The following is a 13,790-nucleotide window of genomic DNA, read 5'->3' on the forward strand; positions in this document are numbered from 1 at the left end:
CGCGGAAAGCACCGCTCTGCGCCAGCCGGGTGGCTCGGCTGGCCGTGAGGGGGGTGTTCGGGCGCGGAAAGCACCGCTCTGCGCCAGCTGGGTGGTTCGGCTGGCCGTGAGGGGGGTGTTCGGGCGCGGAAAGCACCGCTCAGCGCCAGCTGGGTGGCTTGGCTGGCCGTGAGGGGGGTGTTCGGGCGCGGAAAGGGCCGCTCAGTGCCAGCTGGGAGGTCAGTCGCGAAGTTTGCGGAGGATGCGGGAGAGTTCGGTGCGGTCGGCGGGGCTCAGGTCGGCGAAGAGGCGTTCGCCCTCGGCGGAGCGGGCATGGCGGATGGCTTCGCCGGTGGCTACGCCGGACGGGGTCAGGGCGACCAGCGTTGCTCGGCGGTCGGCCGGGTCGGGGCGGCGTTCCACGAGGGCCCGGGCCTGGAGGTCGTCGACCACCTCGGTGGCGGAGCGGGGTGCGATCCGCAGATGTTCGGCGAGGGCGCTGAGCCGCATCTCGCCGTGGCCGATCAGCACGCCGAGGGCCCGTGACTGGGACGGGGAGATGTTCCACGGTTCCAGGGCGACCCGGGTTCGGTGGCGCAGGCGGCGGGTAACAGCCCAGAACGCCTCGAGCAGGGACTCGTCCCCCGAAGAACCAGGCCCCGCGGGGTCAGGGCCGGCAGGAGCGGGGTGAGGGCCGGCAGGAGCGGGGTGAGGGCCGGCGGGAGCGGGGTCAGGGCCGGTGGAAGCGGAGCCGGCGCCGGCAGGAGCGGGGTGAGGGCCGGCAGGAGCGGGGTCAGGGCCGGTGGAAGCGGAGCCGGCGTCGGCAGGAGCGGGGTGAGGGCCGGCGGGAGCGGGGTCAGGGCCGGTGGAAGCGGAGCCGGCGCCGGGGGATGTGGGCGGCGTCGAGGCGGGCGGGGCGGGATCGGACTCCACGGGAACAAGGTAGCAGCGGTTGCGGTTGTACCCTCATGTTGAGGTAACCTCATCAATGCCGAGAACGAATGCTGAGAACGCTTAGCCCGTACCCGAAAGGTTGTTGCTCTTTGCCACAAAATCAAGGCCGCGGCGCGGCACGCACCCCCACCCCCGCGGAGAAGGCGCAGGCACGGGCCGTCTCCCTGCGCCGGATCGGCGCCCTGTTCCGAGGTCACCGCCGGCAGCTCGCCGTCGTCGTGGCCGTCATCGTCGTCTCGTCCGTCGTGGCGATGGTCTCGCCGTTCCTGCTGCGCGAGGTCATCGACGTCGCCCTGCCGCAGAGTGACGTGCGCCTGCTGATCTGGCTGGTCGCCGGCATGGTGGGCGTCGCCGCGGTCACGTCCGCGCTCGGTGTCGTGCAGACGTGGATCTCCACGTCGGTCGGTCAGAAGGTCATGCACCGGCTGCGGACCGAGGTTTTCACGCACCTGCAGCGGCAGTCGGTCGGCTTCTTCACGCGCACCCGGACCGGTGAGGTGCAGTCGCGCATCACCAACGACATCGGCGGCATGCAGCAGGTGGTCACGTCGACCGCCAGTTCCGTCGCCTCGAACTTCACCACTGTCGTCGCCACGCTCGCCGCGATGGCCGCGCTCTCCTGGCAGCTCACGCTGGTCTCGCTGATCGCGCTGCCGCCGGCGATCATCCTGACCCGCCGGGTCGCCCGGATGCGCCAGAAGATCACCGCTCAGCGCCAGCGCGAGCTCGCCGACCTCAACGTCATCATCGAGGAGGGCCTGTCGATCAGCGGCATCCAGCTGAGCAAGACGATGGGCGCCGGCGCCGCGCAGGTCGACCGTTTCACCGACTCCTCGCGCCGCCTCATCGACCTCGAGCTCCGCTCCGAGCTGGCCGGGCGCTGGCGGATGGCCGCCATGAGCATCGTCTTCGCCGTCATCCCGGCGTCGATCTACCTGGCCGCCGGGCTTCCGTTCGCCGCCGGCGCGATGAGCATCGGTACGCTCGTGGCCTTCACCGCCCTGCAGGGCAACCTGTTCCGCCCGCTGATGAGCCTGCTCGACGTGGGCGTGACCTGGGTCAGCTCGATGGCGCTGTTCGCGCGCATCTTCGAATACCTTGACCTGCCGATCGAGGTCGAGGAGCCGGCCAGGCCCGTGCGACTCGATCAGGTGCGGGGCCACCTGCGCTTCGAGGACGTGACTTTCGCGTACGACGCAAGCACGACCGCCGCACTCGCGGGTGTGAGCCTGGACGTACCGGCGGGAACATCGCTCGCCCTCGTCGGGGAGACCGGATCCGGCAAGAGCACCATCGCGGCGCTGATCGCCCGGCTGTACGACCCGACCTCGGGCCGCGTGACGATCGACGGTGTGGACATCTCGTCGCTCGCCCTCGCCGATCTCGCGGACATCGTCGGTGTCGTGAGCCAGGAGACGTACCTGCTGCACACCACGATCCGGGAGAACCTGCGCTATGCGAAACCGGACGCGACCGACGCGGAGCTCGTGGCGGCGGCGCGGGCGGCCCAGATCCACGATCTGATCGCGGCGCTGCCGGACGGGTACGACACCATGGTCGGGTCACGCGGGCACCGCTTCTCGGGCGGGGAGAAGCAGCGGATCGCGATCGCCCGTACGCTGCTGCGGGACCCGCGGATCCTGGTTCTGGACGAGGCCACGAGCGCTCTGGACAACGAGACGGAGCGGGCCGTGCAGCGGGCGTTCGACGAGTTGTCGCGGGGGCGTACGACGGTGACCATCGCGCACCGGTTGTCGACGGTGCGCGACGCTGATCAGATCGCGGTGATCGATCACGGACGGATTCTGGAGTCGGGGACGCACGATTCGCTGCTGAGCCGTGGTGGGCGGTATGCGACGCTGGCGGCTTGACGGCCGGCTCGTTCGCAGCCGGCTTGACGGTCGGCTTGTTCGAGCCCGGCTTGTTCGAGCCCAGCTTGTTCGAGCCCAGCTTGTTCGAGCCCAGCTTGTTCGAGCCCGGCTTGTTCGAGATCTTGGCGAGTTGCGGTTCGTATGTGGGTGCAACTCGCCACGATCTCGTGCTGCTCAGCTGAAGCGTTCGAAGTGGACGACCTCGTCGATCGGGCGGCGCTTCGGCTGCGACCAGCGGCCCTTGCTCGGGTAACCGAGGGGGATCAGCGCCATCGTCAGCGCGTCCTCCGGTAGGCCGAGCAGTTCCCGTACGTCGTCCTCGTGCCCGACGTGCAGCGTGGTCAGGGTGGCGCCGAGCCCGTACGCGCGGGCCGCCAGGATCAGCTGCTGCACCGCACCGTAGATCGACGACCCCAGCCGCGGGTTGCTCGACTTCGCGGCGCCCAGGAGCACCGGGAAGATCCAGACCGGCGCCTCCTCCAGGTGGGCCGCCAGGTGGTCCGCGGCGAGGAAGCTGCGCTTGCTCAGCGGGCCGCCGTCGGGCGCGTTGAGTATCTGGTCCCGCCGTGAGCCGTAGTGGCGTTCCCACCCCTCCCGGTACCACTGCGCGACCTGCCGTTTCGTCTCCGGGTCGCGCACCACGATCCACGTCCAGAACTGCCCGTTACCGGCGGACGGACCACGGATCGCCGCGTCCAGGATCGCCCGGATCACGTCGTCGCTGATCGGCTTGCCGGACAGGTAGCGGCGGGCCGGCGTCGAGTGCAACGCCTCCAGCAGGCTGAGCTCCTGCGGCTCGGGTGAGGTCATGCGCGGAAGCCTACGGCCGCGCTCCGGCGGCCTTCAGCGGGTCATCGTCCTCCGATGCGGCCCGGCTGCGCTCAGCGGGTCGGCCCGCAATCCGGCCCGGCTTCGGGTCTTGCCCCGGTTTCCGAACCTCGTTTCGGCGCGGGTCTCGGCTCCGGCTTGGACGCCGCACGCGGTCGCCGGTTCGCCGGGAAGCGGGGAGGCTGCTTCGTCCCCGGTTGCGGCTTCGCCGGCTGGGACTCCGTTGACGGCTGAGGTTCGGTCCCGGCAGGGGGCTCAGCGGCCCGAGTCGACGTGTTTGCCGTCGGCCGCGGCTTCGGAATGGAGGCCCGCCCCGCCCTAAGCCCGGGTTCGCTCCGGGAAACCGGCTCCTCCGCCGGTGCGAGATCGAGTCCTAGGACCCGAAACCCCAACCGCCCCGGCTCCCGCGTCTCGTCCGTCCCGCGGAACACCCGCACCGCGGCGATCCCGGTCAGCCATCCCAGACCGGCCGCGAACAGCGGTGGCCACACCGGCGAGAACGTGTAGACAACGAGCCCGGCCAGTGGAATCCACGCTTTCCGCAGCGGTCTCCACGGCAGCCACGGCACGGCCAGGAACACCGTCGCGGCGAGAATCGCGGACACGCCGTACCTGAAGCTCACGACAACGGCCGTTGCCAGCGTGAGCAACCCGAGGACGCCCCAACCGACCCGTCCGGCAGTCACGGGATCAACGGTAGTCGAAGTGGACAGTGATCGCCGGACGGCGAGTGCGACTTGAGAAAGACTTCAGACAGGGGGACGACCGGCATATCGGCCGCTGGGCCGGAAACGGGACGGGCGGTCCGCGTACTCCTCGAGGGCGTGCGCCAGCCACCCCGCCGTGCGCGCCACCGCGAAGATAGCCTCGCCGGCGTCCGCCGGCATGCCGTGATGCAGGGCGAGCGCGGCAAGCGCGAGGTCGACGTTGGGCGCGGTTCCCGATCGGGTACGCATGGCGTCCGCCAGCCGCGTCGCGGTCCGCAACGCCGGCCCGTCCTCCAGCAGCTCGAACAACGTCGTCGCCCGCGGGTCGTCGCCGGCATAGAGCGGATGGCCGAAGCCGGGAACCGGCAGACCCGAACGCAGGCGGTCGGAGATCCCGGCGACCGGGTCCGGGCCGTTGACGGCCTCCAAGAGCAGGGGGTACGCCAGAGCACTCGCCGCCCCGTGCAACGGCCCGTCGAGCGCGGCGAGACCCGCGCTGACCACCGCATAGGGGTGAGCGCGGGTGGACGCGGCGACCCGGGCGGCCAGCGTCGACGCGGCGAGATCGTGATCGGCCAGCAGGATGAGGGCCGCGTTGAGGATGTTCAACCCGGCCTCGGTGGGCGGCTCGGCGGTCAGCCTGCACCAGAACCACTCGGCGAGCCCGGCGGCCTTCAGCGGCACCGCGGTGCGGGGCGGCAGAGCGCGCACCATCGTCGCGATCAGCTGCCGCCCGGTGGCGACGACAGCGGCCGGCGCGGTGTCGAAACGCAGCTGGTCGGCGGCGGCGACGGCCGCGACGATCACCCGGAGCCGGTCGGTGAGGCGGGCGGCCGCCGGCAGCGGGCGGGTGACCGCCTCGGCCAGGCCGATCAGCTCGTGGTTGACCGGGAGGGCGACGTGCTGCAGGTCGCCGGTCCAGAGCAGGGTGGCGACGGCCTCGTAAGTCGCTGTCCCGGCCAGCACTGTCGCGTCCCGCCCCCGGTAGAAGAGCCCGCCATCCTTGATCAGCGTGATGCCGGTCTGGATGTTCGGAGTGGACGTACGTTTGCGGCTCGCGACGAACGTGTCCACCTCCGACTTCAGGAACAGGCTGTTCTTGCCGTCGGCGTTGCGATGGCTGCTCAGCAGGCCACGACTGACATACGCATACACGGTGGCCGGCTTGACGCCCAGCCGGTCAGCGACCTGCTCGGTGGTGAGCAGGTCGGCATTACGCAATGTCGGGTCGTGGCGCAACGTCGGGTCGTGGCGCAACGTCGGGTCGTGGCGCAACGTCGGGTCGTGGCGCAACGTCGAGTCGTGTCTTGCGTTGGGGGCGGCGTCCATGTGCTCATCTTCTCATGTTGACTGGATCAACATTGACTTCAAGTCGTGTTGATTTCAGATTGTAGTCATGTTGACTGTCAATCCAGGACTCGCCGGTGTCGTCGCGTTCGACACCGAGATCGCCGAACCGGACCGTCTCGGCGGCTCACTGCGCTACCGCGGTGTCGACATCCAGTCGATCGCCGGCCAGGTCTCCTTCTCCGACGTCTGGGGACTGCTTGTCGACGGCGACTTCGACACCCCGCTTCCCGCCGCCGAACCACTCCGGATTCCTGTAGTCACCGGCGACATCCGGGTAGACGTACAGGCAGCGGTGTCGATGCTCGCCTCCCACTGGCGACTCGGGCAGCTGATCGACATCGACGACCGTCAGGCCCGCGACGACCTGGCCCGGTCCTCCGCGGCCCTCCTGTCGTACGTCGCCCAGGCCGCTCGCGACAGCGACCGCCAGGCCGCCCGGGGCAGCGACCGCCAGGCCGCTCGCGACAGCGACCGCCAGGCCGCCCGGGGCAGCAGCCGCCCGGCCGTGCCGCAGCACCGCGTCGACGCCGGGCGCAACGCCGCCGAGCAGTTCATGATCCGCTGGCAGGGTGACCCCGACCCCCGCCACGTAGCCGCCCTCGACCGCTACTGGACCTGCGCCGCCGAGCACGGCATGAACGCCTCCACCTTCACCGCCCGCGTCGTGGCCAGCACCGGCGCCGACGCCCCCGCCTGCCTCTCCGCTGCCGTCGCCGCCCTGTCCGGCCCCCTGCACGGCGGTGCTCCCGCCCGCGCACTCTCCATGATCGAAGCCGTCGAGGGGGGTGCCGACGCCCGCACGTACGTCCGGCAGGTCCTGGACAGCGGCCGCCGCCTGATGGGCTTCGGGCACGCCATCTACCGGGCCGAGGACCCGCGTGCCCGGATCCTGCGCCAGGCCGCCCGGGAGCTGGGCGCCCCGCGCTACGAGGTAGCCCGGGAACTGGAGATCGCCGCCCTCGCCGAACTGCGCGAACGCAAGCCCGACCGGGTCCTGGAGACCAACGTCGAGTTCTGGGCCGCCGTAGTCCTCGACTTCGCCGGAGTGCCCGCTGACATGCTCACCGCCGTCTTCAGCTGCGCCCGTACCGCCGGCTGGAGCGCCCACATCCTCGAACAGAAACGCCTCGGCAAAATCATCCGCCCCTCCGCCGACTACATAGGCCCGGCCGAACGCGAAGCCACCCACGTCCAGGGCTGGCCCCAGGCCCTCTCCCGCAACACCTGACCCCCGCCCCTCCCGGACGGCGTGGGGGTTGCGACACACCGGGCACCCGCATCCAATTCGGCAACGATGCGGTTATCCGCGCGGAGCCCGCCGCCGGGCGGTGTTCCGGCCGGCGCGTTGTGCCGGCCTTGGACACGCGGAAGGCATTTCGATGGTTGTCACCCCGCGGGTACCCGACAGCCCGCACGAGGAGCCGGCCACGTCCGGCCGCCGCCGCGAAGCCCCGATCGGTGGCAGAGCGAGGTTGCCGCGCGCTGACGGGCTGGGGGCGAGGTTGCCGCGCGCTGACGGGCTGGGGGCGAGGTTGCCGCGCGCTGACGGGCTGGGGGTGAGGTTGCCGCGCGCCGGTGGGCTGCGGGTGAGGGTGCCGCGTGCTGGGGCCCCGCTGACGACGCTGGTGGTGGCCGCGGTGGGTCTTGTCGTGCTGGCGATCTCGGCGCTCGCGCTGGGGAACGGGCGCAACGAGCTTCCGCGGTTCACGGCGGGCGCCGTCAGTCCGGCGACGTCTGCCGCGGCCTCGTCGGCTGGTTCGGGGTCGCCGGGGCTGGCGCCGTTCGCGCCGTATGCGTCGGGTCAGGCGGCTCGGACGACGGCCGGAACACTGTCGCCGACTGTGGGCGGCAGCAGCATGACGAGCGACTCGGCTCTGCCGGCGGCCAGTTCGGCGGCAACGAACGGCCCGGCAGCAGGAACTGCACCGCATGGAGAACCAGCGGCCAGTGCCGCGGCGGCCGGGACAATGGCGGCTGACCCGGCATCGGACGACAGGACCAGCTCGGGGCAGAAGGACAAGGGGCAGAAGGACAAGGGGCAGAAGGACAAGGGGCAGAAGGACAAGGGGCAGAAGAAGAGCGGGAAGGGACGGTTCGCTGGCGGGACGCCGCGTGCGGAGACCGCGTCCGTCAGGGTGAGCAGTCCGGGTGACGGCGCGACGCTATCCGGTACGGCAGATGTCTCAGGTACCGCGTACCACCCGGACGGGTATCAGGTCTGGCTGCTGTCGCGGCACGGTGCGGGTGGCAGGTTCATCGCTGAGGGCGCCTGCCGGGGAGAGCGGGACTTCACCTGTGACCCGGTGCGCCTGGACCGCGGCGGCGACGACCTCTTCCTGCTGGACGTCATCGTCGTCGACCCGGCTACCGCCAAGACCATCCGCACAGGGGAGTCGCTCGACGCCCTCCCACAGCACCTGGCACGGGACGCGGTCACTGTGCAGCGCCAGGCTGAATAGGCCACCGCACGGGGAAAGCGCACCGCACGGGGAAAGCGCACCGCACGGGGAAAGCGCACCGCACGGGGAAAGCGCACCGCACGGTGAAAGCGCGGAAGAGTACGGCCCGGGTCAGCCGCCGCCCGGGCCGGGTCCTCAGACAGAGACCCGAGCCAGCACCGGCCGCACCAGCTCCGCGAACTCCTCGGGCCGCTCGATCTGGGGCATGTGCCCGGTGCGGGCGAACATGTGCGACTGAGCGTGCGGGAACGCCGCCCGGGCCGCCTCCAGATGGGCGCACGGCAGGATCATGTCGCGTTCGCCCCACATGATCATCGTGGGTTTGACGTGCGGTGCGACGCTCTCCAGCAGCTGGCTGCGCCAGGCCGCACCCACACCCCGGAACCCGCCGAGGGCCTTGGCGATCTCCAGATACACCGGCAGGAAGTCGGGCTGGCGTGCGATCTTGATGGCCATCGCCACCCGTTCCGGGGTGACCAGGGCGCGGTCGGCGAACAGGGTGCGTTCGACTCGTGGCGCGGTGACCCGGTCGATCCTGCGCAGCATCTGGCGGCCCACGAACGGCACGGCCAGCAGGCGCAGTGCGGCAGTGACCTCCTTGCCGAAGCCGGCGCTGTTCACCAGGGTCAGCGTGGACACCCGGCCGGGCGCCGAGGCGAGCATGGTCATGGCCACCGCGCCGCCCAGCGAGTTGCCCATCAGGTGCACCGGACCGGTGCCGAGCACGTCGAGGGTCGCCCACACCCCGTCGGCGAGAACCGGCAGGCTGGTCGGCGCGGGCAGGCGCTGGGACAGCCCGAAACCGGGCATGTCCAGGCTGATCACACGGTAGTCGCCGTCGAGGAGGGCGTGCTGCAGCGACCAGTCCTCCAGGCTGCGCCCGATCCCGTGCAGCAGCACCACGGGCGGCGCCTCCGGGTCTCCGGTCTCGTGAACCCGAATGCGCGTACCCCGTACGTCCGCATGTCTCATCGCCTGACCACCGGCCTGGCCGCGCCGCCGCTGCGCACGCCGGTGAGCGCGCGCACGACGCGAGCGTGACCGACCGGCAGAAGCCTGGCCAGGATGTCGGGTGCCTTGGCGCTGGCGGCGATCAGCAGCCGGGCCTTGCGCTTCGCGACGGCCCGCAGGATCAGATCCGCGGCCCGGTCGGGAGGGAAGCTGAGCAGGGCGGCGAAGCGCTTGCGGTTGGTTTCGATCTCCTGCTCGGGTACGCCTGTGCCCACCAGCGCGGACTCGGCGATCCTCGTCCGGATGCCCCCGGGGTGGACCGTGGTGACGCCCACCCCGTTCTCGGCGAGCTCACCGCGCAGCGACTCACTCAGCCCGCGCAGGGCGAACTTGCTGGAGCTGTACGCGCTCTGCCCGGGCGGTGCGATCAGCCCGAAGAGGCTCGACACGTTGACCAGGTGCCCGCCCGGTGTCGCGGTCAGTGCGGGGAGCAGCGCGTGCGTCAGCAGCATCGGTGCGCGGAAGTTGACGTTCATGACGGTCTCGAACTGCTCGACCGACACCTGGTCGAAGCGGCCGCCGAGCGCGATCCCGGCGTTGTTGATCAGGAGTCCGATCGCCGGGTGCTCGGCCAGCACCCGCGCGGCGACACCCTCGACGGCGGACCGGTCGGCGAGATCGGCGACGAGGGTCCGCACGGTGAGGCCGGGGTGTGCGGTTCGGATCCGGTCGGCGACCGGCTCGAGGCGGCCCTCGTCGACGTCGACCAGGACCAGGTCGCTGCCGCGTGCGGCCAGGCCGTGGGCGAGCTGTTCACCGATACCGCCGGCGGCGCCGGTGAGAACGGCGGTACGCCCGGCGAACCGGTATGCGGGGAGTCTCATCGGACCACCTCTTCCTTGCGGAGCGGAACGGTACGCCGGGTGAAGGTCATGTCCCTGGTGACGTCGGCCCGCGGGGTGACCACGACGTCGCGCAGGTAGTTCTGCCGGACGATCCACGGGTCGCGGTCACCCTGGACGGGGAACTTGTCGAGGGCCCGCCGGACATATCCCGAGGACAGGTCGAGCAGCGGGCGGCCGATGCCGGTGGGGCTGGTGGGTGCGGCGCTCGCGTACCCGTGCCGTTGCATGTGATCGAGCAGTTTGAGCAGATAGCGATGTGACAGGTCGGCCCGCAGCGTCCATGACGCGTTGACGTAGCCGATGCAGTAGGCGAAGTTCGGCACCCCGCTGAGCATCAGGCCGCGGTAGGCCGCCCGCTTGCCCACGTCGATCGGCTCACCGTCGACCGCCAGCTCGATGCCACCCACCGGCAGCAGCGACAGGCCGGTCGCGGACACCACCACGTCGGCCTCCACGACGGCACCGGACCGGAGCCGGATGCCCTCGGGCACGAACGTCTCGATGTGGTCGGTCACCACCGACGCGCGCCCCGACGTGATCGACGTGTAGAGATCACCGGACGGGATCACGCAGAGCCGCTGGTCCCAGGGGTCGTAGGTGGGCTTGAAGTGCTCGTCCACGTACCCCGGGTTCTGCAGGAAGCGGATCGCGATGCCGCGCAGCGCCCGGCGCACCAGCCGCGGCCGGCGCCGCGCGAGCTGATAGAAGGCCTGCGTGAGCAGGATGTTCTTGGCGCGGGCTACGCGGTTGGCCGCCCTCGGCGGCAGGATCCGGCGGGCCAGGTCGGCGATCACGTCACGGTCGGGCAAGGGCGTGACGTACGAGGGGGAGCGCTGGAGCATCGTGACATGTTCGGCGTCGTCCGCCATGGCGGGCACCAGGGTCACCGCGGTCGCGCCGCTGCCGATCACGATCACGCGTCTGCCCCGGTAGTCGAGGTCTTCGGGCCAGAACTGCGGATGCACGACACGGCCGTGGAAGTCGGCGAGCCCGGGGAAGTCCGGCTGGTAACCCTCCGTGTAGCTGTAGTAGCCGGAGCACCCGTACAGGAATTTGCAGGTGTAGATCTGCCCGCCGCTGGTCCGCACGGTCCAGCGCGCGTCCGGGGTGGACCAGTCGGCGCGGACGACCCGCGTGCCGAAACGGATGTGGCCGGTGATGCCTGCCTCGTCGGCGGTCTCCTGGACGTAGCGGCGGATCTTGTCGCCGGACGCCAGCGACTCCGGTTCCCGCCAGGGCCGGAACGGATAGCTCAGGGTGTACATGTCGGAGTCGGAGCGCACGCCGGGATAACGGAAGAGGTCCCAGGTGCCGCCGATCGCGTCGCGGGCCTCGAGGATGGCGTACGTGTCCCGCGGCCGTTGCTTCTGCAACCGCCAGGCGGCGCCGATCCCGGACAGGCCGGCGCCCACGATCAGGACGTCGAAGTGGGTCTCAGCCGGCATGGTCGGCTCCCTTCCGAGAGGCCGGGAACCACGGCGGCGTGCCGGTGCCGGAGATCCGGACGCCACCCCAGGGGTCCGGTTCGCTCAGCCTGACCGCCGTCTCGATGGCTCCCGGCACGAGAATCGTCGCCTTCCGCAGGCCGCTGCCGACCCGTTCGCGCAGCACGTCGTCCGGCCCGGTGCGGCCCGCCCAGCGGAACCGCCCCTCGACCGGCTCGAACCGTGCCGACATCCTGATCTCCACCGCTACCTGCCCGTCGTCGAGCGTCAATGTGGCCGGTCCGCGGTATTCCTCGCCGTCCCCAACCGGGTTGTCGGTCACAGGTCTCTCGCCCACCCCTCGTGTGCTGCCAGGCCTCCGGGGATGTCGGCGGCGCGGCGCATGCCGGCGATGCCGCCCCAGAGGAACGTCGTCAGGTAATCGCAGAGGGCGTCGCGGCTGATCGGCTGCTGCTGCCGCAGCCACCAGTCGCCGACCGCCTGCACGTAGCCGACCACCCCGTACGCCCAGGGCAGCGCGGCGCCGGAGTCCAGCCCGCGCGCCCGCAGCCGGTCCCCGAAGATCCGGGCGAGCCCGCTGGCCACGGTGTCCATCACGTCGGCGACCACGTCGCGGTGCCGGGCGATGTCGGGCTGGTGCACCACGAACCGGTACAGGTTCAGGTCGTTCTCGATGTGCGCCAGGTAGACGTCGATCGCCGCGGCGATGATCGCCCGCTCCTCGCGGACGGCGGCGACGGCCGGGACCATCGCCTCGACCACCATCGCGCCTGCCTGCTGCCCGACCGCCAGCCACAGCTCGGACTTGTCGGCGAAGTAGCGGTACAGCACCGGCTTGCTGACGCCGGCGTGCGCCGCGATCGCCTCCATGCCGATGTCCGGGCCCTGCGCCCGGATCGCCTCGATGGCCGCGGCGGTGAGCTCGGCGCGGCGTTGCTCCCGGTGGTTCTCCCATCGGCCGCGCCGGCCGTCCTTCTCGGGGCGGCCTTTTTCGGGCCGGTTTCCCTCTGCTGGGGCGGGATTGACGGGTGGGATGACCGGGCTCATAGTACTAGAAGTAACTGTTACCGCCGGTAACGTCAAGCTCCGGAGGCCGAAATGACGACAGTGACTCCTCCCGATCGGGATCGCACCGCCACCCGGCTGCTCCGCTCCTCGGCCGAGCACTCGTACGACCCGGAGGTGGAGATCGACTGGGAGGCGCCGTTCGCCGAGGGCAAATACTTCGTGCCGCCGCACCGGTCCAGCCTCTACGGCACCGCGCTCTGGGACCGGCTCACCGAGGAGCAGCGGATCGAGCTCACCAAGCACGAGGTCGCCAGCATCGCCGGCCTCGGCGTCTGGTTCGAGACGATCCTCATGCAGCTGCTAGTCCGGGAGTACTTCAAGCAGGACCCCACCGCACCGCACGCCCAGTACGCGCTCACCGAGATCGGCGACGAGTGCCGCCACTCGGTGATGTTCGGCCGCATGATCGCCCGCCTCGGCACCCCGGTCTACCAGCCCGACGGCTTCAACCAGTGGCTCGGCAAGTGGATCGGGCACACCGGCACCGGCCCCCGGATGTACGCCGCGATCCTGATCGCCGAGGAGATCCTGGACACCCTGCAGCGCGAGGCGATGGCCTGCGAGGACGTGCAGCCGCTGGTCCGCATGGTGTCCCGCATCCACGTCGTCGAGGAGGCCCGCCACGTCCGGTACGCCCGGGAGGAACTGGCCCGGCAGATCCGGTCCGCCGGCCGGGGGCGGCTGGCCTTCGACAAGCTGGTGATCGGGCGGGCGGCGTACCTGACCGGCACCCGGCTCATCGACCCGCGCGTGTACCGGGCGATCGGCATCGACCCGGAGGAGGGCCGGCGGGCGGCGCGGGCCAACCCGTACCACCGGGAGACGATGCGGTGGGCGGGGGAGCGGGTCGTCGAGTTCCTCCGCGACCTGGACCTGATCGGCGGACCGGGCGTCCCACTGTGGCGCGCGTCGGGCCTCCTCGGCACCCCCAAGTCCTAGCCGGCTCCCGGTGCTGCCGTCGCGCCAAGGGCCGGAAGCCCGCTGAGCGCCGGCTGGTCGTGAGGGGTGGTTTTCGGGGCGGGAGGCGCCGCTGAGGGCCAGCTGGGTTGGCCGGCTGGTCGTGAGGGGTGGTTTTCGGGGCGGGAGGCGCCGCTGAGGGCCAGCTGGGGTGGCGGCTGGGCGTGCGCGGGTGCGGGAGGGTTTCGGGGCGGTTGCCGGGTTGCTGGCGACGGGTGGGGCTGGCGGGCAACCGAGGGGCTGCTGTGATCGGGACGGTTGGTGGGTGGGCGGGGAGCGGGGCGCGTGCGAGATTGTCGCGATGTCTGTCTCCGGG

General features: G+C 71.1%; 12 protein-coding genes. 4 read left to right on the plus strand and 8 right to left on the minus strand.

Features of this window, described 5'->3' with window-relative positions:
• Positions 1-219 precede the first annotated feature (219 nt).
• A complete protein-coding gene (locus ACFQV6_RS32120; protein WP_378031454.1) occupies positions 220-612 on the minus strand; it encodes a MarR family winged helix-turn-helix transcriptional regulator in 393 nt (130 codons plus the stop codon).
• Between the two features lie 410 nt (positions 613-1,022).
• Between ACFQV6_RS32120 and ACFQV6_RS32125 the strand changes: the two genes are divergently transcribed.
• Positions 1,023-2,804 carry an ABC transporter ATP-binding protein gene (locus ACFQV6_RS32125; RefSeq protein WP_378031397.1) on the plus strand — a complete coding sequence of 594 codons (1,782 nt, stop codon included), beginning with the start codon at positions 1,023-1,025 and terminating at the stop codon, positions 2,802-2,804.
• Between the two features lie 174 nt (positions 2,805-2,978).
• Here ACFQV6_RS32125 and ACFQV6_RS32130 read toward each other — a convergent pair whose 3' ends face one another.
• Together ACFQV6_RS32130 and ACFQV6_RS32135 are read right to left on the minus strand one after the other, a co-directional pair.
• Positions 2,979-3,614 carry a nitroreductase family protein gene (locus ACFQV6_RS32130; RefSeq protein WP_378031398.1) on the minus strand — a complete coding sequence of 212 codons (636 nt, stop codon included), beginning with the start codon at positions 3,612-3,614 and terminating at the stop codon, positions 2,979-2,981.
• Positions 3,615-4,381: 767 nt separating this feature from the next.
• Positions 4,382-5,668 (minus strand): citrate synthase family protein, encoded by a 1,287-nt coding sequence (locus tag ACFQV6_RS32135; RefSeq protein WP_378031399.1) that lies wholly within the window; start codon positions 5,666-5,668, stop codon positions 4,382-4,384.
• A 67-nt stretch (positions 5,669-5,735) separates the two neighbouring features.
• Here ACFQV6_RS32135 and ACFQV6_RS32140 point away from each other — a divergent pair, with 67 nt between their 5' ends.
• Together ACFQV6_RS32140 and ACFQV6_RS32145 are read left to right on the plus strand one after the other, a co-directional pair.
• Positions 5,736-6,917 carry a citrate synthase 2 gene (locus ACFQV6_RS32140; RefSeq protein WP_378031400.1) on the plus strand — a complete coding sequence of 394 codons (1,182 nt, stop codon included), beginning with the start codon at positions 5,736-5,738 and terminating at the stop codon, positions 6,915-6,917.
• 364 nt (positions 6,918-7,281) lie between these two features.
• On the plus strand, positions 7,282-8,148 hold the full coding sequence (locus ACFQV6_RS32145; RefSeq protein WP_378031401.1) for a hypothetical protein: 867 nt from the start codon (positions 7,282-7,284) through the stop codon (positions 8,146-8,148).
• Between the two features lie 135 nt (positions 8,149-8,283).
• Here ACFQV6_RS32145 and ACFQV6_RS32150 read toward each other — a convergent pair whose 3' ends face one another.
• The 5 genes from ACFQV6_RS32150 to ACFQV6_RS32170 are packed head-to-tail and all read right to left on the minus strand — an operon-like array spanning position 8,284 to position 12,496.
• Positions 8,284-9,120 carry an alpha/beta fold hydrolase gene (locus tag ACFQV6_RS32150; protein ID WP_378031402.1) on the minus strand — a complete coding sequence of 279 codons (837 nt, stop codon included), beginning with the start codon at positions 9,118-9,120 and terminating at the stop codon, positions 8,284-8,286.
• Positions 9,117-9,983: an SDR family NAD(P)-dependent oxidoreductase gene (locus ACFQV6_RS32155; protein WP_378031403.1), complete on the minus strand. Its 867-nt coding sequence runs from the start codon at positions 9,981-9,983 to the stop codon at positions 9,117-9,119. Before ACFQV6_RS32155 ends, ACFQV6_RS32150 begins: the two co-directional genes overlap by 4 nt.
• Positions 9,980-11,449, minus strand: coding sequence for a flavin-containing monooxygenase (locus ACFQV6_RS32160; RefSeq protein ID WP_378031404.1), 1,470 nt, complete (start codon positions 11,447-11,449; stop codon positions 9,980-9,982). The genes ACFQV6_RS32155 and ACFQV6_RS32160 overlap by 4 nt, the downstream gene beginning before the upstream one ends.
• The gene (locus ACFQV6_RS32165; RefSeq protein WP_378031405.1) at positions 11,439-11,771 is read right to left on the minus strand and encodes a DUF4873 domain-containing protein; all 333 of its coding nucleotides are present in this window, start codon (positions 11,769-11,771) and stop codon (positions 11,439-11,441) included. Before ACFQV6_RS32165 ends, ACFQV6_RS32160 begins: the two co-directional genes overlap by 11 nt.
• Entirely contained in the window at positions 11,768-12,496 is a 729-nt protein-coding gene (locus ACFQV6_RS32170; protein ID WP_378031406.1) for a TetR/AcrR family transcriptional regulator, read from the minus strand. The genes ACFQV6_RS32165 and ACFQV6_RS32170 overlap by 4 nt, the downstream gene beginning before the upstream one ends.
• 51 nt (positions 12,497-12,547) lie before the next feature.
• Between ACFQV6_RS32170 and ACFQV6_RS32175 the strand changes: the two genes are divergently transcribed.
• Complete coding sequence (locus ACFQV6_RS32175; RefSeq protein WP_378031407.1) at positions 12,548-13,456, plus strand: diiron oxygenase; 909 nt, start codon at positions 12,548-12,550, stop codon at positions 13,454-13,456.
• The last annotated feature ends 334 nt before the right edge of the window (positions 13,457-13,790 follow it).

This window comes from Actinoplanes sp. GCM10030250, assembly GCF_042666575.1.
Classification (GTDB): Bacteria; Actinomycetota; Actinomycetes; order Mycobacteriales; family Micromonosporaceae; genus Actinoplanes.